This window comes from Pandoraea sp. NPDC090278 (assembly GCF_044772185.1).
Lineage (GTDB): Bacteria > Pseudomonadota > Gammaproteobacteria > Burkholderiales > Burkholderiaceae > Pandoraea.
Genome location: NZ_JBIVYJ010000005.1, coordinates 568415 through 593424 on the forward strand (window position 1 = coordinate 568415; position 25010 = coordinate 593424).

Sequence of the window (25010 nt, forward strand, 5' to 3'; positions counted from 1 at the left end):
ATCTCGCCTCACGCCTCGGCGGCGGTCGTCGCATCCGACACGGCCGTCAGCCCGAGCATGCGCACGGCGTTGTCCTTGAGCAGCAACGGTTTGACCTCGTCGCGAAAGCCCGCCGTCTCGAAGTCCTTCAGCCAGCGATCCGGCGCGATGAGCGGGAAGTCCGAGCCGAACAGCATCTTCTCGCGCAGCAACGAATTCGCGTACTGAATCAGTTCCGGCGAGAAGTACTTGGGCGACCATCCCGACAGATCGATGTAGACGTTCGGCTTGTGCAGCGCGATGGACAGCGCCTGCGATTGCCACGGCCACGACGGATGCGCGATCACGATGTTCATGTCCGGGAAGTCGGTCGCCACGTCGTCGAGGTGGATCGGCTCCGAGTACTTCAGCCGTAACCCGCCTCCCCCCGGCATGCCCGAGCCGATCCCCGAATGCCCGCTGTGGAACACCGCCGTGAGCTTGTGCTCGGCGATGAGTTCGTACATCGGGTACGCCATGCGGTCGTTGGCGAAGAAGCCCTGCATCGTCGGATGGAACTTGAACCCGCGCACACCGAATTCCTCCACCAGCCGACGCGCCTCACGCACGCCCATCTTGCCCTTGTGCGGGTCGATGCTCGCGAACGCGATCATGATGTCGGCGTTCTCCTGCGCGAAGCCCGCGATCTCCTCGTTCGGAATACGACGTCGGCCGATGTTCGCCTCGCAGTCGACGGTGAACATCACGAAGCCGATATTGCGCTCGCGGTAATGCGCGATGGTCTCGGGAATCGTGGGGCGGCGATTCTGCTTGAGCACCGTGCCGAAGTACTTGTCGGCCGCTTCGTCGAACGCTTTGCCGAAGAGGTCCGGCGGCTGACAGCAAGACACTTCCGCATGCACGTGCGTGTCGATGGCCACGAGATTGTCGAGGTTCATTCGGCGGTCTCCGGATCCTGAATCTGCGATGCCACGATTGCAATCGCGCGGCGCGTCTGCGGCAGTTCGAACTTCAGCCAGTAGCGTGCGGCGCGGCGTTTGGCGTCGGATGGGATGCCCGCCGTGGCCTCCGCCATCGACGCCTGCGCCCATAGCCCGGCCATCGATAAGCCGTGAACTGCCTGCATCACCTCTTCTGTGACGCACAGCGCGGCACGTGGCGTCGCGCGCGCCAAGGCGATGAGCGAAGGCATCAGGTCGGTCCACGCATCGTAGGCACGAACCGTGTCGTCGAATCCGTTCAATCGATCCAGTGCACTCGCCGCCCTCACCTGCGTCTGCGCCCACGCCAGCCACTGCGACAGCGTCACACCGTCGTCTTTGACGATCTTGCGCATCAGCAAGTCGATGGCCTGAATCTCGTTGGTGCCCTCGTAGATCATCGGAATGCGCGCATCGCGTACGAACTGCGAGATGCCCGTCTCCTCGACATAGCCGTAGCCGCCGAAGACTTGCAGCGCGTCGCTTGCCCCATGAAATGCCTGCGCCGTCGCGGTGGCTTTCACGATGGGCGTGAGCAGCGCCGCCAGTGCATCGGCATCAGCGCGCATGGCTGCGGTGGCCGCGTGATGGGCCTCGTCGATGGCAAGTGCTGCGCGATACAACAGCAAGCGCGCACCCTCCACGCCGACACGCTGCCCTTCTAGCAGACGCCAGACGGCCGGATGTCCGGCAATCGGCGTCCCGGCGTCTGCGCCCGGCACGCGCGATTGGACGCGCGCGTGCGCATGACGCACCGACATCTCGTAAGCGCCTTGCGCCAGCCCCACCGCCGACGCACCGACGTGCAGGCGTGCCGAATTCATCATCGCGAACATCGCTTCCAGCCCCCGATGCACTTCGCCGACGAGATACCCCGTCGCCCCTTCGAATGCCATCGAACAGGTCGCACTGCCGCGAATGCCCATCTTGTGTTCGATGCCGGTGCAGCGCACGTCGTTGCGGTCGCCGTTCGCGAGAATCTTCGGCACCAGAAAGAGCGATAAACCGGCGCTGCCTGCGGGCGCGTCAGGCGTACGCGCCAGCACGAGATGCACGATGTTCAGCGTCAGATCCTGCTCGCCGCCGGAGATGAATATCTTCTCCCCCGTGAGGCGCACAGTCTCCTGTTGTTCGTCAGTCCAGACCGCGCGCGTACGAATCTGCCCCAGATCGCTGCCCGCCCCCGGCTCCGTCAGACACATCGTCGCCAACCACTCACCGCTGACCAGCGGCGCGAGCCATGCGTCGCGCAACGCTGCGCTACCGAAGCGATGCACGCACTCGTACGCACCGTGCAGAATGCCGGGATACATCGTCCAGGCGAGATTCGCGCCCGCCGTCAGTTCTTGCACGACAATCTGTGCGACGAGCGGCAGTCCTTGCCCGCCCAGCGACGGATCGCACGGCAATGACGGCCATCCTGCGTCGCGATACTGACGGTAAGCGTCGGCGAACCCTGCCGGCGTGCCGACTTCACCATCGCGCCAAATGCAGCCCTCACGGTCGCCGACCGCATTCAATGGGGCGAGTACCTCGCGCGAGAAGCGGGCCGCCTCTTCGACAACCTGCACGAGCGTCGCCGTATCGAATTCCTTGAACGGAGCGAGACGCGTCAACGCCTCGCCCACCCCAAGCGTCTCCAGCACGAACGCGATGTCCTCGGCCGCGCTGCGCAATTCCGGTGGATGCATGACGGCGCCCTATCGACGTGCGGGCGCAAGGATCGCGCGCGGGTCACCTGCGGTGGCGGCGTGGAGCGCGTCGACCGTCGCGGACCGATGGTCCTGCACCGCGCGCTGATTGATCGAGCCCTTGTCCGTCACCTCGCCCCGGTCGAGCGATGGCGGCGTGTCGAGCAGCAGCAGACGGGCAACGCTCGTGGCGCTTCCGCTCGCGTTGGCATTAAGGCGCGTCAGGAGCGACGCGAACGTCTCGCGCACCGGCACCGACGCCAGCACGTCGGCCAGCGACGCGTCCTTCGACAGACCGCTCAACCGGCGGCAATCGTCCACGCGCGGGAAGATCATCAGACCGATGTCGTCGCGATTGATGCCAGTGATCACGGCGTCCTGCACGTACGGCGCACCTTCGGAGATCACGCGCGCCCGCAACGGTCCTACGCTGACGAAAGTGCCCGAGCTGAGCTTGAAATCCTCGGTGATGCGGCCGTCGAACTGAAGGCCCGCCTCAGGGTTTTGCACATCGACGAAGGTCGCGGCATCCCCCGTGCAGTAGTAGCCCTCTTCGTCGAACACCGGGTCCGACGCTTCGTGACGCCAGTACCCCACCATGACGTTCGGGCCGCGAAAGCGTACTTCGAGCTTGCCGCCCACCGGCGCGAGCTTCACCTCGCACCCCGGCGCGGGCAGACCTATGTAGCCCGCGCGCATGACCGGTCCCGTGGTGAACATGCAACTCGGCGACGTCTCCGTCATCCCGAGACCGGACATGATGCGAATCCGTTCGCCGCAATGCGTTTCGGTCACGCGCTCCAGCCGGTCCCACGCCGCTTGCGACAATCCCGCACCGCCGAAGAAATAGAGATTCACACGAGCGAAGAAGCGCTCGCGCAGCGCCGCGTCGCGCTCCAGCGCAATCGCCAGGTCTTCCCAGCCCTTGGGCACATTGAAGTAGACGGTCGGGGAGATCTCTCGCAGGTTGCGCAGCGTCTCCTCGAATTTGCCTGCGACGGGCTTGCCGTCATCGATGTATAGCGTGCCGCCGTTATAGAGCGCGATGCCCACGTTGTGACTGCCGCCATACGTGTGATTCCACGGCAACCAGTCCACGAGCACGGGCGGTGCTTCGCCAAACGTCGGGAACGTTTGCAGCAACATCTGCTGGTTGCTGCACAGCATGCGTTGCGTCGTCGGCACGGCCTTCGGCTGACGCGTCGATCCGGACGTGAAGAGAATCTTGGCGACGGTCTCGCCGTTTACCTTCGCATGCACGGCATCGATGTCGCGCGGCACCACGTCCGCCAGCGTGTCGAACGGCATGGTGCCAAGATCGCCGTCCGCCGTGACGCGAATCACCTCGTCGCCCAGCACAGCGTCCATTGCGGGCCCGTAAGCCGTCGCATCGCTCGCGTACACGAGGCCCGGCTTGAGCAGACCCAACGTGTGACGCAGCTTGCCGTAGTCCGTCGATACGATGGAGTACGCGGGCGAGATCGGGGCGAACGGCACACCCGCATACATCGCACCCAGCGCCAGTTGGAAGTGTTCGAGATCGTTACCCGAGAGAATGGCGATGGGACGCTGCGCCGACAGCCCCCGGTCACGCAACGCCTGCGCTATGGCGCGCACGCGTAACAGCATCTGTGCATAGGTGATGCCGACCCACTCGCCTTGCGCGTCGCGGCGAGCAACGAGCCATCGTGTCGGATGCTTCGCAGCACCCGACACGAGTCGGTCCGTCAGACGTTCGGGAAAATCGCCAAGCGCCTCACGCGAGCGCAGATACCAGAACTCGCCGTCGCGCTTCACTGCGACACCGGGATTGCCGATGGCGACGTGCCGGTAGCGATGCCCGGCCATGTTGTTGCCTTGATTCAACACACTGTCTCCTGCTGGGTCATGCATTCGCCCGGTACGACGCGCTTTTTTTCTCTGGGCAGCGTTCGTGCGCGGGGTTCAGATGGGATAGTGACGCGGTGTCGTCTGCACGGTGATCCAGCGCAGCTCTGTGAACTCACCGATGGACGCTTTACTGCCGAAGCGTCCGTAGCCGCTCGCCTTCACGCCGCCGAACGGCATCTGAGCTTCGTCGTGCACCGTGGGGCCGTTGATGTGGCAGATGCCCGACTCGATACGTTTGGCCAGTTGCAGCGCGCGCGAGACGTCGCGACTGAAGATCGCCGCCGACAGGCCGAACTCGCTATCGTTCGCGACACGCACCGCTTCGTCGTCGCCGCTCACGCGCTGGATCGTCACGACCGGGCCGAACGACTCCTCGCGATACAGGCGCATCGCGGGCGTCACGCCATCGACAATCGTCGCCTGCATGATGGCGCCGTCGACACGACACCCGAGCGGCAGTCGCGCACCGTGTTCGCGCGCATCCTCGACCAACGCCGCGACACGCGACGCCGCCTGTGCGCTCACCATCGCACCGAGCACGCTGTCGGGCGACGTCGGCGAACCGGCATGCAGCTTGGCGGCCTTCGCCGTCAGCTTCTCCACGAACGCATCGGCAATGCGTGCATCGACAATCACGCGCTCCGTCGACATGCAGATCTGCCCTTGGTTGAAGAACGCACCGAAGGCGACGCCATCGACGGCGGCATCGAGATCGGCGTCGTCCAGCACCAGCACGGGGGCCTTGCCGCCCAGCTCCAGCAACGCAGGCTTGAGATGCTCGGCCGCCAGACGCGCGATGATGCGGCCGACGTGCGTCGACCCGGTGAAGTTCACGCGACGCACCGCCGGATGCGCAATCAGACGCGCCACGATGTCACCGGCGTCCTGCGGGGCGTTCGTCACGATGTTGACGACGCCATCGCCCAGTCCTGCTTCATGCAGGCAAGCACCGATCAGCGCATGCACGCCGGGACATTGCTCCGACGCCTTGAGCACCACGGTATTGCCACACGCGAGCGGCATGGCAAGTGCGCGCGTGGCCAGAATCACCGGCGCATTCCACGGCGCGATGCCAAGCACCACACCGACCGGCGAGCGCACCGCCATCGCGAGACTGCCGGGCACGTCGCTCGGAATGACGCTGCCGTCGATCTGCGTCGTCATCGCTGCCGCTTCGCGCAACATGTTGGCAGCGAGCATGACGTTGAAGCCGTACCAGTTCGCCATCGCACCGATCTCGGCGGCGCCAATCGCGATGAACTCAGCCGCGCGGGCGTCCATGCGCTCGGCCGCCGCCAGCAGACGCTGACGGCGCGCCGTCGGAGAGAGCGCCGCCCATGCGGGAAACGCGGCCTGCGCGGCATCGACGGCCGCGTCGGCATCGGCCAGCGTGGCCGCCGGAGCGCGCGTCGCCACGTCGCCCGTCACTGGATCGATTCGCTCGAACGTCGCACCGCCTTGCGCGCCGCGCCACTGGCCGCCAATCAGCATCTGCACTTCATGCATCGCAGTCTTCCTCGGTGTTCAACGCTTGTAGGCTTGCAGGCCCGGCTTGATCGACTTGTCGTCGAGGAACTGCTTCAGGCCCTGTTCGCGACCATGCTCCGGATCGCGCAGTTGCGCCTGATCGAGCTTGGCGTACAGATAGTCTTCGCACTGCTCCCACGTGAGTTCGCGCGAACGCTTGAAGCCGTGCTTCGCCGCACGCAGCACCACCGGGTTCTTTTCGAGCAACTTGGCGGCGAGCGCCAGCGTGGCGGCGCGCAATTCGGCGAGCGGCACGCTCTGATTGACGAGGCCCATGTCGGCGGCTTCGCGGCCCGTGAACGTGTCGCCCGTCATGATGTAGTGCAGCGCGCGACGATGGCCCACGGTGTCGGCCATGGCTTTGCTCACCAGATTGCCCGGCGGAATGCCCCAGTTGATTTCCGACAGACCGAACACGGCGTCGTCGGCGGCAATCGCCAGATCGCAGGCCACCAGCGGCGAGAAGCCACCGCCGAAGCACCAGCCGTTGACCATCGCGATGGTCGGCTTGGCGTACATGCGCAGACGACGCCATTGCCAATCGGACGCATCGCGACGAATGCGCTCCTGCACGATTTCCGGTCCGCCGTCGATCTCGCGGAAGTATTCCTTCAGGTCCATCCCCGCCGTCCACGCGGCACCTGCACCGGTGAGCACGACGACACGCGCATCGCTATCGAGTTCGAGCGCGTCGAGCACCTGATTCATCTCGGTGTTCAGCGTCGGGCTCATGGCGTTGCGCTTGTCCGGACGATTGAAGGTCACCCAGCCAATGCCGCCCTCCACCTTCACGTCGACCGTCTTCCAGCGTCCTTCGTATGCATTCATTTTGCGTAATTCCCAAATGTCCGGGGCAACCGGACCGCGCGCCGGGAGTGGCGCGCGGCGTTGCCGACAGACACAATTTAATATCAGGTTACCTTACATTGCAAGCGCGACGACTTCAGGGGAAACCCTGAAGATCGGTCCGCGCTTGAGATCAGAGCATCAGAACGTGTGACGCATGCCGAGCATCACGCCCGCCTGCCCCTCGCCTGCGGGCGGCGTGGTGCCACCACCACCGCCACTGACCGAATAGGCAGCGCGCGCGCTGTTGAAGAGGTAGGCGGCCTGTGCATAGACGGCCGTGCGCACGGAGAGCGAGTACGTCGCACGCAGCGTGGTCATCGTGCCGCGCGTGTCGTGGTCGCTGTTGATGATGCGATAGACCTGTGCGTCCATCAGCCATGCGGGCGTGACGCTGTACGCCGCGCCGAGATAGAACAGGTTCGAATGGGTGTTGACCGCAGACGTCGACACGCGACGTCCCAGCCAGCCGCCGCCGACCTTGAAGGCACCGTACTTGTAGTACGCGCCGAGCGTGGTGCGTGTGTCTTTGTCGCCGCTGCTGGTGAAGACGGATGTGGCTTGGCCGTCGAAGAAGTTGGCGGCCGCATTGGTGCCCCCGCGCTGCTCTTCGTACGACGCCGCCACGCCGAAGTTGCTCGCGTCGTACTTGAGCATGACCGACCAGTCGCGACACTGAACCGACTGACCCGGCACTTGTCCGGCGCAGGTGCCTTGCCCCGGCGAATTGCCGGTGCCCGCCGAGTCGCGACCGAAGGAATAGCCTGCGCCGAACGTCAGACCCTGCCAGCCGACCTGATACGTCACCGAGTTGTCGGTGCGAGCGTTCGGGATGTAGGCGTCGAACGACCCCATGCCGTAGATGTCCGGCCCGAGAATGTCGGAGCCCAGCAGCGCGTAATACGTCATGGTGTATTGGCGGCCGAACGACAGCGTGCCATACGGTCCTTTCACACCGACGAACGCCTGACGGCCGAACAATCGGCCGCCTTGACCGAGATCGCCGCCACGAATGTTGAAGCCGCTTTCCAGTTGGAAGATGGCCGCGAGTCCACCGCCCAAGTCTTCGCTGCCACGCAGCCCCCAGCGCGACGGCAGTTCGCCGGTCACGCCCGGCATGCGCACGACCGAGCCGTTCGGGCTCGCATGCGAGACGTACTCAATGCCGGTGTCGACGATGCCGTAAAGCGTGACGTTCGACTGCGCGCTAGCGATGGACGGTACCGCCAATGCGGCGACCGCTGCCAATGGCGCAAGCGTGTGACGTGAAATGCGAAAAGCCATGAAAGTCTCCAAATTATTGATGTCGTTATGTGTGCTACGTGAATCGGGCGAGGCGTCCGGCGAAGCGCCAGAAAAAACGCGACGGCGGCTTTTGAATGCCGTCCGTCGCGCACAAGCGAGGCCGAGTCGAGTCAACCTTTCGGGCCAACTCGTGAAGCGAACTCAATCGGCCGCGCGGGGACGACGGATCAGCGTGAGTGCCGCGAGCGCGGCGACGATGGTCACGGGAATGCTTGCGCCGATCACCACGGCCGCGCTGCTGCCCACCGCGAGCAACATGCCAGCGGCGAGCGGGCCCACCACGGAGCCGATGCGACCGATGGCGACCGCTGCGCCCACGCCGGTGCCACGCATGGCCGTCGGGTAATAGGCGGCGGCGAGCGCATAGAGCACCGACTGGCCGCCGATGATGAACATGCCCGCGAAGAATGCTGCTGCAGCGAGCACACCGAAACCGTGTGCGGCGGCCAGACCGACGAGCGACGCGATCATGCCGAGATACATACCGCCGATCACGAACGACATGCGCGCGCGGTCCATCAGATAGCCCAGTCCCAGCACGCCGACGGCGCTACCCACGTTGAAGAGAATCTGCACCCAGCCGATTTCGCCACGTGCAAGGCCACGCGACCCCATCAGCGACGGCAGCCAGTTGAGCAGGAAATACAGCACGATCAGCGTGCAGAAGTAGGACAGCCAGAGCTGCACCGTCGAGAGGCCGCGCCCTTCGGAAAACAACACCGACATCATCGGTGCAGGCGTGGCGCGTTGTCCTTGCGACGTCGCCGCAGCGAATGCACGCGACTCCGGCAGGAACCAGGCGAGCAACGGCAGCAGTAGGATCGGGCCCAGGCCGCCGACGTAGAAGATGTGCCGCCAGTCGGCGTCGCTTACCGCCAGCATGCCGATCGTCGCCGCGACGCCGCCTCCCAGCGGAATGCCGCAATACATGATGCTCACGGCCGTGCCGCGCAGACGCGGCGCCACCGCCTCCGACGACAGTGCGATGAGGTTCGGCATCGCGCCGCCGAGTCCGACGCCTGTGAGCATGCGCACGATCACCAGCATCCAGAAATCCGACACGAACGCGGTGGCGATCGACAACACGCCGAACAGCGCTGCACTCAGCATCAGTACACGCTTGCGGCCGATGCTGTCGGCAAGGCGTCCGCCCACTATCGCGCCCGGCAACAAACCGAACGTACCCGCTGAGAACGCAATGCCCATCTGCGCGACGCTCAGGCCGAACTCCTTCGACATGCCACGCGCCGCGACCCCGACCGACTGCAAGTCGAGCCCTTCGAGCAACGCCACCGCGAAGCACAGCGCGAGCGTGAGTGCGACGGAATTCGCCGCACTACCGACCCCGCCAGTCCCGTCATCTCCCAACGGCAACGCCTGCGCGCCGCCCTCCCGATTCGATTTCATGGTGTCTCCTGTCATCTTCTTGATGGATGTCGGTTGCCACCCCGCACGGTCCACCGACATCGGCAACGAACGCGTATTACGCAACCATTTAATCAGGTAACCTGATATTAAAGGCGCACGTACGACGGACGTGACAACGCCGCGAGAGCGTTGCATCGCTTTCGTCTTACCGGGTCACTGGGATTCGGTCGCGCGCTTATTTTGCGTCGATAGACTGCCGTCGACGGGGCGCGATCCGGTTAGCCGCCGGTCGGCATACGACGATGCCTACCGGGGTGACGGACTCCATTTAATATCAAGCAACCTGACAATACAAGCCATTGACCGGTCGGGACAAACCCGGAGTCAGTCGCGCAGATTGCGCACGAACAATTCGAGATGACGTTGCACGGCAGCGGCGTCTTCGCGCGCCACACCGACACGCATGCGCGTGTCGATTTCCTTGGCGACGGCTTCGCATTGCGCGAGCACGCGCCGACCTTCGTCGGTCAGTTGCAGCAGTACGATCCGGCCATGATTCGGATCCGGTTCGCGGGTGATCCACTGACGCGATGCCATGATGCTCACCACTTCATTGGCAGACTGCGGCGTGATGAACGAGCGTTGCGCGAGTTGCGCGTTGGAGAGCTTGCCGCGCGCATCAAGCACAGAAAGCGCGGTGAATTGCGCGAGCGTGAGGCCCAGCGGCGCGAGCGCTTCCGACATGTGTCTGCGCAGCAAACGGTCGAGACTGGCGATGACGTAGGTCAGGCGCAGCTTGGAGCGGCGCGGGCGGGTGTCGTTGCCTGTTGCATCGGCGGAGGCCGCGGATTCTGCCTCGCCATCGGCCGCAAGCGCGATGCTGTCCGGCGTGTCGTGCGAACGTGAGTCGCTGGCGGAAGCTGCAGCGGCAGTCTTCTTCTTCGAGGGTACGACGCTCATGATGAGTCAGCGAGAATGCGGGGATTTTCGCGTAATGCGGGAAAGTCAGCAGTGTAACGCCGCCACCGGGGCGGTGGCGACGGTCTACCCGCGATTCATCCCGACGATGAGCGGCGCTCGTCGCCTGACCGGTTCGCCGAAAGCCCCCTCAGACCTCCGGCGCGGCCAGCAAGTCGGTATCAGCTGGCGAGCTTGCGGAACGTTTCCAGCACGGCGTCGCCCTTGAACGGCTTGACGATCCAGCCCTTCACGCCAGCGGCCTTGCCGCGTTCCTTCATGGCCGGGCTGCTTTCGGTCGTGAGCATCACGACATTGACGGATGCGTTCGCGAGTTCGCCGCGAATCTTCTCGACCATCGTCAGGCCATCCATATTCGGCATGTTCACGTCGCTGATGACGAGACGCACGCCCGGGCTGGCCTTGATCTTGGCGAGGCCGTCCTTGCCGTCGACGGCAGTGTCCACGTCCAGGCCGTTCTTGCGCAGGAAACCGGCGACTTCGTCGCGCACGGTGCTCGAATCGTCGACCACGAGAATCTTCGACATGGTGTTGTCCTTTGTGTGTAAGAGAGAGTGAATTGGCGAGCCGGGATCTCAGAACATTTCCAGCGCCCCGGTCTCGACGGGCTCAGCCGCGCTCTGTGCCGCCTCGCGAAACGCTTCGGGCGACCAGTTCAGGCTGAATACAAAGTGCTGATGCAGCGTGACGATCTGACCGTTGACCGGATCGGTCAGGCGGTAGACGAAACACAGCTGCGGGTTATCGGTGCCGAAGGTGATGTACTTCTGCTTGTGGTTGATGAGCAGCGGCACTTGCACCTGCGTGCGGTCCACGGCGAGCGGATCGCCCATGTAGCGGTTCTTGAACGCGCCCCAGACGAGGTTCGTCAGTTCGCCCAGCATGCCGTTGAGTTCGCGAAAACCGGCCTGCCCTTCGCAGCGACCGGTGTGCTCCAGCAGTTGCATGAACGGCACCTGCTCGGCCTGCATCATCATGTAGCCACGGCACCAGGCGCTTTCGAGCGGAATCAGGCTGAACACTTCGCCGAAAATGATGCGGTCGCGCACTACGCTGGGCGAATCGCAGGTCACTTCGACGTCGCCGAACAGGCCACGGAACACGCCGTCGGTGATGTCGATCATGCCGCGGACCAGCGCGTCCGGGTACTCATGCTCGACGCTGTCTTCGAGGATCAAGAACTGGCTGACCGACTCGCGGGGGGTGCTTCGGTTCATTGTGGTGGTTTCCTAAAGCGTAATTCGTGAGAGGCGATGGGGTGCGACCTGAAGCGATATCCGGTGCGCGAGTCGCGTCAAAACATTTCCAGTTCGCCGCCGCTGTCCTGCGTCACGCTGACATCGGCGTTGAAGTCCAGCGGTGCATGCGCACACACGCACAACGTGGCCGCAAGACTGACCGAACCGTCGAGCGTGATGTCCCACGACGCCAGATGGTTCGGCTTGAGCTGCATGAGGTGAGGCACGCAGCGCGCGCTGAGCACGTAGGGCGTGGACATGCCCAGATCGGGGAAATAACCCAGCAATTCCTGGTTGATCGCCCCGCAGCACAGATTGCTGATTTCGAGGAAAGCTTCGCGAAACGACTTCTCCTGATCGTCGCCCACGAAGTACGCGCGGGTGGCGTCGTCTTCGTCGAAATGCAGCACGAGCAGCATGCGAAAGTCGATGCCCGAGATCGTGAGCACGACCACGTTGGTGTGGCGGACCTTCAGCTCGATGTTCGTGGTCGTATCCGACGCGTCGGCCTGCTGCACGGCGAGCGGTGCAATCTCGCACGGTGCGTCGGCCGAGCGGGCAAGCCGCGTGCGCGCCGCCTTGTGAAGGATGCGTTCGAAACTGTCGCGTGCGTGAGCGCTGATCACAACGAAACCTGCCTGCTGAGTGCTTAGTGGAGACGGGAATGCAACTGCTGCGCCAGCGATTCGACGCTGGAGAGCGACGCCGCAATCATCTTGCCGCCGGCCTGAATGTCCTGGAACGTCGCCGTGGTCGTGACGTCGTTGCGATGCAGGCTGTCGCGGTAGCTCTTCGAGAGTTCTTCCGAGCGCGTCGCCAACGCGCGCACTTCGCTCGCGACGATGCCGAAGCCACGACCGGCCGTGCCCGCGCGCGCCGCTTCGATGGACGCGTTGAGCGACACGATCAGCACATGGCGCACGATCGACGCGAGTTCGTGGTTCTTCGCGTGCATGTCCTGGTTCTGCGTCATCAGCGAAATCATCTGCTCATGCCAGCGCTCGAACGTGGCGGCCAGACCGCGCAGGCGAGCAGCTTCGCCCGCGATACGTTGCGCTTCGCCCTGCCACATCGCCTTGTCTTCCAGCACCGACGCTTCCGACTTCTGCGCGGTCTGCAGGTCCTGCTCGGCCTGCGTCAGGCGCGCCTGCAATGCGGCGATGGCATCGTCATGCGACTGCTCGAGTGCGTCCTTGTCTGCGACAGCGACGCGCTCGCGCTCAAGCGCCTGCTCCAGCGCTTCGTCGTGCGTTTTGGTCAGCGCACGCCAATGCGCCGTGGCCTGCGCCATGCGCCAGCGATGCACGACGTAACCCGCAACACCTGCACCGATGAGGCCCGCCGCCGCACCGGCGAATAGCCATTGAACTGCTTCCATACTCGATCCATCTCCGATAGCGGCGCGGCGGCCGCAAACCCGTCAGGTCTGCGCCGCCTCGCCGATCGTCCTAACGCCGGGAGCCCGACGCTGTTTCAGTGCCTCAGACCTTGCCGGTTTGCGACAAGTCGTCGCGCGACGTGTCCTGTGCCGCCGTCAGACCGTTCGACCCGGCGCGCGAGGCACCGTCTTCCAGCGCGGGCAGGTCGACGGCATCGGCCGCCACGCTGTTCAGATCGAAGCCATCGACCACGAGGTTGTCGGGAAGGCACACCACCGTCTGGAACTGACGGAATTCCGCGCCCTTACGTTCGTCCGTGAAGCGCAGTTCGATGCGTCCGTGTTCGCGGCGCACGAAGTCCTGCACAGCGTCCATGCCAACACCACGCCCCGACACCTCGGTCACGCTCGACGCCGTCGAGAAGCCCGGACGGAAGATGAACTGCGCGATCTGCTCATCGGTCACGTACGTCTCGGCGGTGATCCAGCCGCGCTGCACAGCGATGCTGCGAATGCGATGCAGGGCAAGGCCACGACCGTCGTCGGTGAGCGTGACTTGCAGCATGTTGTGGTCGAGACCCACCTCGATATCGATGGTGCCTGCCGCAGGCTTGCCCTTCGCACGACGCTCGTCTGCGCCTTCCAGACCGTGATCCATCGAGTTGCGCAGCAGGTGCATGAAGACGTCGCGCAGAATGCGCACGGCCGGGGCGCGCAGACGGTAGCCATTATCGTCGATACGCACGGCCGGGGCCGATTTGCCGAGTTCGCCTGCGAGCGACGGCAGCGAATCGAGCACGCCACCCAGCGCTTCGCCCACGCCTTCGGTGCCCAGCAGACGCAGCGTCTGGTGCACAGCGTCGCGCATGGCGACCAGTTGATGCGGATCGTTCGGATCGGCGGCTTCGAGCATGCGCAGGCTGGCGCGGATGTGGGCGCGGTCCACGACCATCGACTGCTCGTCGGCGGTGCGACCCGGACCCTTGCGACCGAGGCTCATCTCGTTGATGTGGGCATACGTGTCGACGGCGTCGCGCACGCGCTCGAGTTCGCGCATCAGGCCGTCCTGATCCCACAGACGCGCTTCGTCCGGCGCACGCAGATCGTGATAGCGCTGCTCGGTCTCGTGCACGACGTTCGTCAGGTATTGCAGGTTGTACGTGCGCGCATTGCCCTTGATCGTGTGCATGTTGCGGAACAGCTCGGCAATGGCCGCGCTGTCGGCTTGCGAGTGCTTGCGGATGATGCGTTCGTTCTCGCGAATGAAGCCCGTCGAGCTTTCGATGAAGTGATGGAACTTCTCCTGACTCACCGCCAGAATCTCGCCGATCATTTCCAGACGCTGCTTCTGCTCGTTCGCTTCGGCCGCGAGTTCGCGCAGTTCGGTCACGTCGCGCACGCACAGCATCAGGCGCAGGATCGTGTCGGTCTCATCGGTGATCGCCGACCACGTCAGATCGAGCTGCTTGATGCGGCCGTCCGGCATGCGCTTGCCGATCTCGCCGACCAGCAGGTGCTCGTTGAACGCGAAGTTGATGGCGTCCTGACCGATGCAGGCGTCGATGGCCGCTTCGACTTGCGAGACGGCGTCGGACCCCAGATCGCTGTCGGCGAAGACGAGATCCATGACGCCACGACCGGCGATGTCCTGCGTCTCGAAGATCGCTTCGAGGTAGGCGGAATACTCGCCGTGCACCTTCGAGCCGTCGACGACCGTCAGAATGCCCTGCTGCATGTTCTGCAACATCGCCTGAATGTCGGCGGTCTTCTGCTTGAGTTGCGCGGAGCGCTCCTGAATCTTCTCGATCATCCCGTTGAAGGCGACGATGGAGTGCCCGATTTCATCCATGCGGCCGACCGGCACGCGACGGGTGAAGTCCTGGCTGTTCGCGATCTCGCTCATCATGGCTTGCATGCGCGAGAGCGGACGCGTGATCTGGCGATACAGCAACGCGCCGATGGCCGTGAGCAACACAATGGCCAGCCCCGTCACGATGCCAATGGCCGTCGTGGTGGTCGAGAGCGTGTCGTTGAGCGTGGCGATGGCCGAGTCTTTCTGGCGGTTCTTCTCGACGCGCAGCGTGTTGACCACGCCTTCGAGTTCGTCGCGGTACTGCGCGACCATCGCGAAGAGGAACGCCTGCGCCATCTCGGTCTTGCCCGCCTGCTTGAGCTTGGCGGTGTCGTTGATGGCGTTGAAGTAATTGTCGACGCTCTCGCGTGCCTGCGTTACCAGCCCCTTCTGGGCGTCGCTTGCAGCGCCTTCAGCCTGACGGGCGAGCGACTGATCGATCTCGCCGCGCAGCTTCTTGAGATTCTCGAGCGCCTGTTCCACGACGGTTTCGTCGGGCGCGTAGACCAGCGTCATCGTGGCGATCTGCACCGCCTTGACTTGCGAGACGAGATCGGCGGAAGCGAGTGCGCTGGGCACCACGCCTTCCGTTACCTGCCGTACTTTGTGAGCGCTGGCGCGTGTCTGATAGACCGCGTAGCCACCAATGATCGAGAGCGCGACAAACGTCAGGATCACCAATAGCGTTATTCGATGACGGATGGTCATTGCGTCATTTCCCCGGGTCGCACCGGCGCCCGGTGCCACGCGTGAGTTGACGCAGTAGATCGGCCGCCGAATTAGTTTGTAGATTCCTCGTGCGCCGTGATTATTGCGGGTGAACTGTGACGATTCGATGAATCAACAGAACCTTCACGTTACCTCGATGCCGTAGTGCCGTGTAGGAATCCGAGATGAGTGAGTGCGTACTGACGAGACCGACATCCTTAGACCATCAAGATTTCGGTCCTCACAACGTCCCCCATCCTTCGCGTTGCAACCGCCCCCCCCAGTCAGTACTAACTTCTGTGCTCGTCCGCGATGGCATCGATGCGTTGCAGCGACTCGACGACCCGCTCTGTGAACTGCCGCCACAGTTCGGGCTTGGCACGCCCTCGCTTCACGATGCGATGGAAACCCAGTGTGACCTCCGGGTCAGTGAGTACCTCCCAACGTACCGCGCGATGACGGCACGCCGCTAGCGCGAACGTCGGCACGATCGCGGTGCCGATACCGGCTTCGGCCATGCCGATCAGTGTCTCGAAGCGGCGAAACGCCGCGCGTGGCTCGTCGGCCCGGTCGATGCGTGCGAGATGCGTCTCGACGAGTTGCTGAATCGGGTTGTCCGACGGTAGACCGATCAGCGTTTCGTCCCGTAGTGCGTCCCATGACGCGTCGCCCGCCTCAGCTTTGGGGCTTCCCGTTTTTCGGGCAGGCCGCTTCGTCGCCGTCACGCGCATCAGACGAAATGATTGCAGCAGCGTTCGCTCAATGCCGTGCGATGCCTTGGTGAAAAAACCGAAGCCCATGTCCGCCTCGCCCTGCTCGACGAGCGCATGCACCTGCGCGAGTTCGGTTTCATGCAGACGCAGGTCCACATCGGGGTTCGCGCGTTGAAACGTACCGAACCATTCGGGCATCAGATGCGACGACACGAGTGGCGTGGCCGCAATGCGCAGCGTCTTGCGCGACACCTGCCCGAACGTCGCGATCTGTCCGGCGACGGCGTCGAGCTGACTGACGGCCGCGCTCGCGACCGGGAGCAACGCATGACCGGCGTCGGTCAGCGTCACGCTGCGAGTAGTGCGGTCGAACAGACGGCTGCCGAGTTGCGTTTCGATCTCGCGCATCATCACCGACAAACCCGCCTGCGTGATGTGCAGCCGCTCGGCCGCACGTGTGAAATTACCCAGCGTGGCCACGAGTACGAACGCTTTCAGTTGACGCAGTGAGATGTTCATCGTCAATTCATAACTGATCCATATTAATTCATATAATAGTCAAAATTCCCTGATGACTGACGACGCGCTTTAATGGTGGCCATTCCCGAACCATTCGCGCATTCGCGCTCAGGAGACTTTCCCATGCCCCCATCGATCGACGTGGCCATCATCGGCGCAGGTATCGGCGGTTTGACGCTCGCGCTCAATCTGCATGAAGCCGGTATCGCCTGCCGCGTGTTTGAGGCCGTCCCCGAAATTCGTCCGCTGGGCGTTGGTGTGAACATCCTGCCGCACGCCGCGCGCGTGCTCGACGGGCTGGGCCTGACGCCCGCCCTGCGCGACGTTGCCGTGACGACGCGCGAGTCGGCATTCTTCAATCGCTTCGGCCAGTTCGTCTACAGCGAACCCGCCGGAGAACATGCCGGTTACGCATGGCCGCAGTTCTCGATTCACCGGGGTGATCTTCAGGGCGTGTTGCTCGCCGCCGTGCGAGAGCGCCTGGGAGATGACGCGGTCGTCGTGGGGCATCGCTGCACCGGCTTTCTCCAGGACGACGACCAGGTCACGATCTCGTTCGAGTCGCCGGAGGGCGACACCTTGGCGCCGGTCACGGCACGCCTGCTGGTCGCCGCAGACGGCATCCACTCGGTCGTGCGCAAGCAGTTCTATCCGACTGAGGGCGCGCCGCGATACTCCGGCGTGAACATGTGGCGTGGCAGCGTCGTACTGCCGCCGTTCCTGAGCGGCGCATCGATGGTGCGCGCGGGCTGGCTGTCGGTGGGCAAGATGGTGATCTATCCGATTCGCAACAACGTCGACGGTCACGGCAATCAGTTGGTGAACTGGGTCGCGGAGATCGAAGCGCCACGCCCGGCGCGTCGCGACTGGAACGGCGTGGGGCGTCTGGAAGACTTCTTCCCCGCGTTCGCCGACTGGCACTTCGACTGGCTCGACGTGGCAGGCATGATCGAGGCGACCGAGACGATTCTTGAATATCCGATGGTCGATCAGGACCCGCTGCCGCGCTGGGGCTTCGGGCGTGTCACGTTGTTGGGCGACGCCGCGCATCCGATGGTGCCGCGCGGCTCGAATGGCGCGGGGCAGGCGATTCTCGACGCGCCGTGTCTGGCCGCGCAATTGCGCGAGCATGGCCTGACGCCCAAGGCGCTGGAGGCCTACGACGGCATTCGCGGCAAGGCGACCGCCGACGTCGTACTGATGAACCGCAAAGCGCCGCCTGACGCAATCCTGCAAACAGTGCACGAACTGAGCGGCGACAAGCCCTTCACACATATCGACGATGTGATCAGCGCCGCCGATCTCGCGGAGATTTCGAATCGCTACAAGAACGTTGCGGGTCTGAACCGGGAGGTACTCAACGCCGCACAGACCGGTCGTTGAGTCACCCGCAACCGACTGCCGATAATGCGTGCGCGCCCCCGGGTGCGCACGCTTTTGCCTATTAGACAGAGCCTCGCCAACGAGGCCGATCATGGAGACAGTGCCATGCCCCAACCCAGCATCGATCTGCGCGCGCTCATCGACGAGCGTCCCTTCGGCCGTTACCAGATATTCGTCACAGCGCTCTGCGGGCTGATCGTCCTTCTAGATGGCTTCGACACGCAAGCCATCGGCTATGTGGCCCCCGCCATCGTGCATGCGCTGGGCATCGATCGCTCGGCGCTCAGTCCCGTGTTCTCGGCCAGTCTGGTCGGCCTCACGCTCGGCGCGCTCGTCGGCGGACCGGTGTCCGATCGCGTGGGGCGGCGTCCGGTGCTGATCGCGGGCATGTTGATCTTCGGGGCGATGTCGCTCGCGACGGCGTTCGCGTCGTCCGTCACGTCGCTGCTGGTGCTGCGACTGCTCACCGGCATCGGCCTGGGCTGCGTGATGCCCAACGCGATTGCACTGACGGGCGAGTTCGCCCCTGAGCGCGTGCGCTCCACCGCCATCATGGTGATGTTCTGCGGATTCTCGTTGGGCGCGGCGCTCGGCGGACTCGCTGCGGCTGGGCTGATTCGCGATTACGGATGGCCGTCCGTCTTCATCGTGGGCGGTTTGCTGCCGCTCGCCGCCGCACTGCTCGCCTGGCGGCATCTGCCCGAATCGCCGCGCTTTCTCATCGTGCAGGCAAAGCATCCGGCACGACTGCTCGCCGTCTTACGGAAACTCGCCCCCGATCTGCCGGAAGACGTGCGCATCGACAGCGGTGCCGACGTGCACGCCAAGGGGCATGCCAGCGTGTCCGCCCTCTTCGCGGACAAGCGTGCACGGATCACCGTACTGCTGTGGGTGATCTTCTTCATGAGTCTGATGGATCTGTACTTCTTGTCGAGCTGGCTGCCGACGGTGATTCACGATGCAGGCATCGCACTCGATACGGCGGCGATCATCACCTCCATGCTGCAAATCGGGGGCACGCTAGGCACGCTCACGCTCGGACGCGTATTCGACCGCGTACCGCCCTTCAAGGCGCTCGGCGTAGTGTATTTCGGCGCAGCAGTTTGTGTCGTGCTAGTGGGACTGGCGGGCACATCGGTCGCGGTGCTCGCGGCGACGATCTTCGGGGCAGGGTTCTGTGTCGTCGGCGGCCAGATCGGCGCGAACGCACTGGCCGCACGCACCTATCCCACGACGATTCGCGGCACGGGTGTGGGCTGGGCCTTGGGGATCGGGCGCATCGGCTCCATCGCCGGGCCGATTGTAGGTGGTGTGCTGCTGGCCCTGCATTGGGACCCACAGCACCTGTTCATGATGGCCGCCGTACCGGTAGCTATCGCCGGGGTGGCGGCCTTCACGATCAGCGCTGTCGTGCAACATGAAGCGCGGCTTGAAGCCCGTCGCGTCGCCCGCACTGCGAGCGACGCTATCTGACAAAGACGGGACTCAGCGAACTCAGTAGCCCGCAGCGAGGCCGTCGCGACGGCTGTCGCTCGCGGCCACGTAGCCGCGCTCCGGATCGTTGCGATCCAGACGCCAGATGTACTGGCCGGAGCCGAAGTCCATGTACGGATCGTCGATGGACTTGAGCTTGTGGCCCAGCGCCACGAGACCGGCGACCGTCTCGCGGTCCATCGTCGATTCGATATCGACGGTGAAGTCGCGATTGACCTTCCAGCGCGGCGCGTCGCAGGCGGCCTGCGGTTGCTGACCGTAGTCGAGCATGCGCACCACCGATTGCAGATGGCCTTGCGGCTGCATGTCACCGCCCATCACCCCGAAGCTCATCACGGCTTCGTGCTGACCGTTGACCTTCTGCGTGAGGAACGCCGGAATGATCGTGTGGAACGGGCGCTTGCCGCCCTCGACCACGTTGGCCGACTTCGGGTCCATCGAGAAACCGCAGCCACGGTTTTGCAGCGCGATGCCGTAGTCCGGCACCACGACGCCCGAGCCGAAGCCCATGTAGTTCGACTGGATGAAGCTGACCATCATGCCCTGCTCGTCGGCGGCGGTCAGATAGATAGTGCCGCCGGACTTCGGCATGCCGAAGTCGAAGTGCGTCGCCTTGTCCGGATCGATGAGCTTCGCGCGCTCGGTCAGGTACGCGTCGTCGAGCATCTGCTCCGGCGTGACTTCCATCGAGCGCGGATCGGCCACGTACTTGTAGAGATCGGCGAAAGCCAGCTTCATCGCTTCGATCTGCAAGTGTTGCGAATGCACGCGGTCCACTGCGAGGCTGGAGACGTCGAACTTGTCCAGAATGCCCAGCGCGATCAGTGCCGCAATGCCCTGCCCGTTCGGCGGAATTTCGTGCACGGTGTAGCCGCGATAGTCCTTCTCGATGGGCTTGACCCAGTCCGCACGGTAGTTGCGCAGATCGTCGGTCGTCATCGCGCCGCCATGCTCTTTGCTCCAGGCTACGATGCGCTCGGCGATCTCGCCCTCGTAGTACGCGCGCGGACCTTCCTTGGCCAGCAGACGCAGCGTACGGGCGTGGCCCGGCATGCGCATCATCTCGCTGGTGGTCGGCGCGCGGCCGTTCGGCATGAACGTCTGTGCATATCCCGGCTGGTTCTTGAGTTCGGGCACCGCAGCGGCCCACTTGCGCGCGACGATGTTCGCGACCGCATGACCGCGTTCGGCAATCTCGATGGCCGGGGCCATCAGGTCGGCGAACGGCAGCTTGCCGAACTTCGCGTGGAGCGTTTCCCAACCGGCGATCACGCCGGGAATGCTGACGGAGTCGACGCCACGAATCGGCTGTTTGGCGATGCCCTTCTCCTCGCCGTACTTCTTGCGGAAGTAATCGACGTTCCATGCGCCGGGTGCGGTGCCGGAGGCGTTCAGGCCATGCACCTGCTTGCCGTCCCATACCAGCGCGAAGCAATCCCCGCCCAGACCGTTGGAGACCGGCTCGACGATGGTCATGCACGCGGCGGCGGCAATCGCTGCGTCGACGGCATTACCGCCCTGCCACAGAATGCGCAGACCGGCTTGCGCGGCGAGCGGGTGCGACGTCGACACCATGTTGCGGGCGAACACCGGCAGGCGCGGCGTCGGGTACGGGTTTTGCCAGTTGAAGTGCGTCATGGGAATCGCTGATGACCTCTGTCTCGATGGGTTGGAATAAGTCTGCCGGAGCGTGATGTAGCTTTGGTTACGTGACGTTTATTGTTCGCGAGGATCCAGCGCGTCGCGCAGTCCGTCACCCAGCAGGTTGAAGCCGAGTACCGTCAGGAAAATGGCGATACCGGGAAAAATGGACATCCAGGGCGCCTGCTCGACGAAGTCTTTGGCCGTATTGAGCATCGAGCCCCACGACGGCAACGGCGGCAATTGCCCCAGCCCGAGGAACGACAGGCTCGCCTCGGCGATGATCGCGGTTGCGACCGTGAGACTGGCCTGAACGATGATCGGCGGCAGCACGTTTGGCAGGATGTAGCGCACGATGATGCGCGTGTCCGTCAGGCCGATGGCACGTGCGCCCTCGACATACTCTTCCGCCTTCACGGTGAGCGCCTGCGCGCGCGCAAGCCGGACGAAACGCGGCATGGCGGACACGCCGATGGCGATCATCGCGTTGGTGAGGCTCGCGCCGAGGAACGCCGCCATCGCGATGGCCAGAATCAGGAACGGGATGGACAGCAGTGCGTCGGCCAGCCGCGAGACGATGGCGTCGACCCAGCGGCCGAAGTAGCCCGCCAGCAGACCTAGCGGCACACCGACGATCACCGCAATACCGACCGACACCACACCCGCCGCCAGCGACGCCTGCGCGCCGTAGATCATGCGTGCGAGAATGTCGCGGCCCAGCTCGTCGGTGCCGAACCAGTGCAGTGCGCTCGGTGCCTGACGCACCGTCATGAAACTCGTGGCAATCGGGTCATAGGGCGAGATCCACGGCGCGAGCAGTGCAACGAGCACCGCGAACGCGACGATGATCGCTCCGGCGACCGCCGCCTTGTTGCGCGCGAACTTGCGCAGCCCGCGATAGCGACGGCGCGGCAGGCGCTCGGCGCTCACGGCAACGGCTACCGGCGCGACAGTAGGATTCGCGTCTGGGGTCGAAGAGGATGACGTCTGTGTCGTCTGCATAGCAGCCATGTTCTTGGATTCTCAGGCGCGACGCAGGCGCGGGTTAAGCAGGACGTAAAGCACGTCGGCCAGCAGGTTCAGCACGATGAAACTGACAGCGGTCACCAGCACCACACCCTGCACCACCGCATAGTCGCGGTTGAACACGGCGTCGACGACCAGCTTGCCGAAGCCCGGAATCGTGAAGACCTGCTCGGTGAGCACCGCCCCCGCCAGCAACTCGCCGAACAGCAGCGCCAGCACCGTCACAATCGGAATCAGCGCATTGCGAAACGCATGCTTGAGCACCACAGTGCCACGCAACAGCCCTTTCGCGCGCGCCGTACGAATGTAGTCGGTGCGCAAGACGCCTAGCATGGCGCTGCGCGTGTGACGCATCAGTTGCGCGCCCAGCGCCGCCCCGAGCACGAAGGCAGGCATCACCATCGTCTTGAAGCTCATCCACAAGTCTTCGCTCGGCGGCACGTAGCCCGACGACGGCAGCAACTGCCAGCGCACGGAGATGAGGAAGATCAGCAGAATGCCGAGCCAGAAGTTCGGAATCGACATGCCCGAGAGCGCCAGCACGTTGGAGCCGTAATCGATGGCTTTGCCACGATTGGCCGCCGAGAGAATCCCCAGCGGAATCCCGATGCCAATGGCGATCACGAGGCCGAACATGGCCAGTTGCAACGTGACGGGCAACTTCTGCGCGATGAGTTTCGTCACCGGCTCGCCCGTGCGCAACGAGTTGCCGAGATCGCCGCGCAGCACGCTGCCGATCCACAGCGCGTACTGCGTCGGCAGCGGCTTGTCGAGGTGATACTTTTCGCGCAGGGCGGCAATGACCTGCGGGTTCTGATCCTCGCCAGCCATCGCGAGCACGGGATCGCCGGGCAGCATCTTCTGCAACCCGAAGATCATCATCGACACGATGATGAGCGTGGGAATGGCAACCAGCGCACGATGGACGACGAGGCGCAGCATGGCGGCAGTCCCCTTAGCCCTTGATGGTCACGCCGCGCAGACGGATCAGACCGTCCGGGTAGGCCACAAAGCCCTGCACCTTCTTCGTGAGCACATACGGCCACGGCTGCACGTACAGGTAGAGGATCGGGTCTTCGTCGGACAAGATCTTGTTCGCAGCGTCATACAACGGCTTGCGCTCGGCGACGGTGGACTTCACGCGTGCGTCGTTCAGCAGCTTGTCGACCTCGGCGTTACAGTACTGGCCGTAGTTCAGGTTGCCCTTGCAGGAGACGAACTGGTGCAGGTTGCCGTCCGGATCGACGCGTCCCGACCAGCCGTTGTAGAGCACGTCGAAGTCACCGCGATGGGCCGCGTCGAGCGCCGCCGCGTAGTCCATCGGGCGCAGCTTAAGCGTGATACCAGCTTCCGCAAGCATCGCTTGCAGCATCTGCGCCATCTGATTGGAGACGGTGCTGTTGCCAAAACTCAGCGTCACGTTGACCTTCTCGAAGCCAGCCGACTTCAGCAGCGCCTTCGCCTTCGCAACGTCGCGCTTCGTGGTCTTGATCGACGTGTCGTAATACTGTCCCGAGTGCGGCAACGCCTGATTGGCGGGCGTGAAGATGCCGCCGCCGATCACCTGATTGATGGCGTCGCGGTCGATGGCCAGATCGAATGCCTGACGCACGCGCTTGTCACGCAGCGCCTTGTTCGCACTCGGTGCGACGTTGAACGTCAGGCCGTAGTAGCCGAGGCCGTCCATCGAGATGAAGGTGAGGTTCGCGTCGCGCTTGACCGACTTCACGTCGGACGGCGAGAGACGCTCCAGCATGTCGAGCGAGCCGGAACGCACGTTCGCGAGACGCACCGTGGTGTCGGGAATCGGCAGGAAGATGACCTTCTGGATGGGGTACTTGTCGGCCTCCCAGAAGCCCGGGAATTTCTCCAGCACCACGCGATCGTTCTGCACGCGCTGCACGAACTTGTACGGGCCGGAACACACCGGCTTCGATTGCACGCTCGCGTCGTCGGCCAGCGTCTTGGGCGCGAGCATCATCCCCGCGCGGTCGGACAGCGTGGCCAGCAGCGCCGAGTCCGGAGCCTTGAGCACGATGTTGACGGTCGAGTCGTCCACCACGTCGACATGGTCGATGGACGACAGCTCACTCTTGCGGTTGCTCGCCTGCATCGTGCGCGCACGGTCGAGGTTGGCCTTCACAGCGGCGGCGTTGAACGGCTCGTCGTCGTGGAACTTCACGCCTTTGCGCAGCTTGAACGTCCACGTCTTGCCATCGGCGCTCACATTCCAGGCGGTCGCCAGCATCGGCACGAACTTCAGATCGGTGCTGATATCCACCAGTGAGCTGCACAGCGAGCGCAGCACCATGCGGTCGACGACCTGCGAACTGCGCGCAGGATCGAGCGAACCGATGTCTTCCTGCAAGCCAATTCGGATAGTCGATTGCGCCATGGCCGAAGCCGCGCCGGTCGTCAGAGCCGCCGCCAATACAAGATCGAGCAGAACGTTGCGCATGCGTGTGATCCCTTGTCTGTGTGATGGTGTCGTGAA

The 25010-nt window shown here is 64.0% G+C and carries 20 protein-coding genes; 2 read left to right on the top strand and 18 right to left on the bottom strand.

The annotated features are described in order from the left end of the window. Positions 1–8: 8 nt before the first annotated feature. From ACIQWO_RS20375 to ACIQWO_RS20440, 14 genes are all read right to left on the bottom strand, one after another. Positions 9–917, bottom strand: a complete 909-nt coding sequence (locus ACIQWO_RS20375) for an amidohydrolase family protein (RefSeq protein WP_402828119.1) — start codon at positions 915–917, stop codon at positions 9–11. Further along, a complete protein-coding gene (locus tag ACIQWO_RS20380; RefSeq protein ID WP_402828122.1) occupies positions 914–2650 on the bottom strand; it encodes an acyl-CoA dehydrogenase family protein in 1737 nt (578 codons plus the stop codon). The genes ACIQWO_RS20375 and ACIQWO_RS20380 overlap by 4 nt, the downstream gene beginning before the upstream one ends. Before the next feature lie 9 nt (positions 2651–2659). Further along, the gene (locus ACIQWO_RS20385) at positions 2660–4498 is read right to left on the bottom strand and encodes a feruloyl-CoA synthase (RefSeq protein ID WP_402828271.1); all 1839 of its coding nucleotides are present in this window, start codon (positions 4496–4498) and stop codon (positions 2660–2662) included. A 96-nt stretch (positions 4499–4594) separates the two neighbouring features. Continuing rightward, positions 4595–6046, bottom strand: coding sequence for an aldehyde dehydrogenase (locus ACIQWO_RS20390; protein WP_402828125.1), 1452 nt, complete (start codon positions 6044–6046; stop codon positions 4595–4597). A gap of 18 nt (positions 6047–6064) precedes the next feature. After that, positions 6065–6895 carry a p-hydroxycinnamoyl CoA hydratase/lyase gene (locus tag ACIQWO_RS20395; protein ID WP_150665270.1) on the bottom strand — a complete coding sequence of 277 codons (831 nt, stop codon included), beginning with the start codon at positions 6893–6895 and terminating at the stop codon, positions 6065–6067. Positions 6896–7054: 159 nt separating this feature from the next. Then, a complete protein-coding gene (locus tag ACIQWO_RS20400; RefSeq protein WP_402828130.1) occupies positions 7055–8197 on the bottom strand; it encodes a porin in 1143 nt (380 codons plus the stop codon). 162 nt (positions 8198–8359) lie between these two features. After that, complete coding sequence (gene mhpT / locus ACIQWO_RS20405; RefSeq protein WP_402828133.1) at positions 8360–9625, bottom strand: 3-(3-hydroxy-phenyl)propionate transporter MhpT; 1266 nt, start codon at positions 9623–9625, stop codon at positions 8360–8362. Positions 9626–9970: 345 nt separating this feature from the next. After that, positions 9971–10546 carry a MarR family winged helix-turn-helix transcriptional regulator gene (locus ACIQWO_RS20410; RefSeq protein WP_402828136.1) on the bottom strand — a complete coding sequence of 192 codons (576 nt, stop codon included), beginning with the start codon at positions 10544–10546 and terminating at the stop codon, positions 9971–9973. 179 nt (positions 10547–10725) lie between these two features. After that, a complete protein-coding gene (locus ACIQWO_RS20415) occupies positions 10726–11091 on the bottom strand; it encodes a response regulator (protein WP_039400475.1) in 366 nt (121 codons plus the stop codon). A gap of 48 nt (positions 11092–11139) precedes the next feature. Next, entirely contained in the window at positions 11140–11781 is a 642-nt protein-coding gene (locus ACIQWO_RS20420; RefSeq protein ID WP_233328733.1) for a chemotaxis protein CheX, read from the bottom strand. 77 nt (positions 11782–11858) lie between these two features. After that, positions 11859–12428 carry a hypothetical protein gene (locus ACIQWO_RS20425; RefSeq protein ID WP_402828141.1) on the bottom strand — a complete coding sequence of 190 codons (570 nt, stop codon included), beginning with the start codon at positions 12426–12428 and terminating at the stop codon, positions 11859–11861. A 23-nt stretch (positions 12429–12451) separates the two neighbouring features. Next, on the bottom strand, positions 12452–13180 hold the full coding sequence (locus tag ACIQWO_RS20430) for a methyl-accepting chemotaxis protein (protein WP_402828144.1): 729 nt from the start codon (positions 13178–13180) through the stop codon (positions 12452–12454). A gap of 103 nt (positions 13181–13283) precedes the next feature. Continuing rightward, positions 13284–15740: an MCP four helix bundle domain-containing protein gene (locus tag ACIQWO_RS20435; protein WP_402828147.1), complete on the bottom strand. Its 2457-nt coding sequence runs from the start codon at positions 15738–15740 to the stop codon at positions 13284–13286. 290 nt (positions 15741–16030) lie between these two features. Continuing rightward, positions 16031–16972 (bottom strand): LysR family transcriptional regulator, encoded by a 942-nt coding sequence (locus ACIQWO_RS20440; protein ID WP_402828150.1) that lies wholly within the window; start codon positions 16970–16972, stop codon positions 16031–16033. 123 nt (positions 16973–17095) lie between these two features. On the opposite strand from ACIQWO_RS20440, the gene ACIQWO_RS20445 reads away from it, so the two are divergent. Then, positions 17096–18355 (top strand): flavin-dependent oxidoreductase, encoded by a 1260-nt coding sequence (locus tag ACIQWO_RS20445; RefSeq protein WP_402828153.1) that lies wholly within the window; start codon positions 17096–17098, stop codon positions 18353–18355. 105 nt (positions 18356–18460) lie between these two features. Beyond that, complete coding sequence (locus ACIQWO_RS20450; protein ID WP_402828156.1) at positions 18461–19828, top strand: MFS transporter; 1368 nt, start codon at positions 18461–18463, stop codon at positions 19826–19828. Positions 19829–19849: 21 nt separating this feature from the next. Here the strand turns inward: ACIQWO_RS20450 and ACIQWO_RS20455 are convergent, their stop codons facing one another. The 4 genes from ACIQWO_RS20455 to ACIQWO_RS20470 all read right to left on the bottom strand — a co-directional run bounded on the left by ACIQWO_RS20455 (position 19850) and on the right by ACIQWO_RS20470 (position 24974). Beyond that, positions 19850–21487 carry a gamma-glutamyltransferase family protein gene (locus tag ACIQWO_RS20455; RefSeq protein ID WP_402828159.1) on the bottom strand — a complete coding sequence of 546 codons (1638 nt, stop codon included), beginning with the start codon at positions 21485–21487 and terminating at the stop codon, positions 19850–19852. 78 nt (positions 21488–21565) lie between these two features. Then, on the bottom strand, positions 21566–22492 hold the full coding sequence (locus tag ACIQWO_RS20460) for an ABC transporter permease (RefSeq protein ID WP_402828274.1): 927 nt from the start codon (positions 22490–22492) through the stop codon (positions 21566–21568). A gap of 21 nt (positions 22493–22513) precedes the next feature. Next, entirely contained in the window at positions 22514–23458 is a 945-nt protein-coding gene (locus ACIQWO_RS20465) for an ABC transporter permease (RefSeq protein ID WP_150577545.1), read from the bottom strand. Between the two features lie 13 nt (positions 23459–23471). Then, the gene (locus ACIQWO_RS20470) at positions 23472–24974 is read right to left on the bottom strand and encodes an ABC transporter substrate-binding protein (protein WP_402828163.1); all 1503 of its coding nucleotides are present in this window, start codon (positions 24972–24974) and stop codon (positions 23472–23474) included. Positions 24975–25010 lie beyond the last annotated feature (36 nt).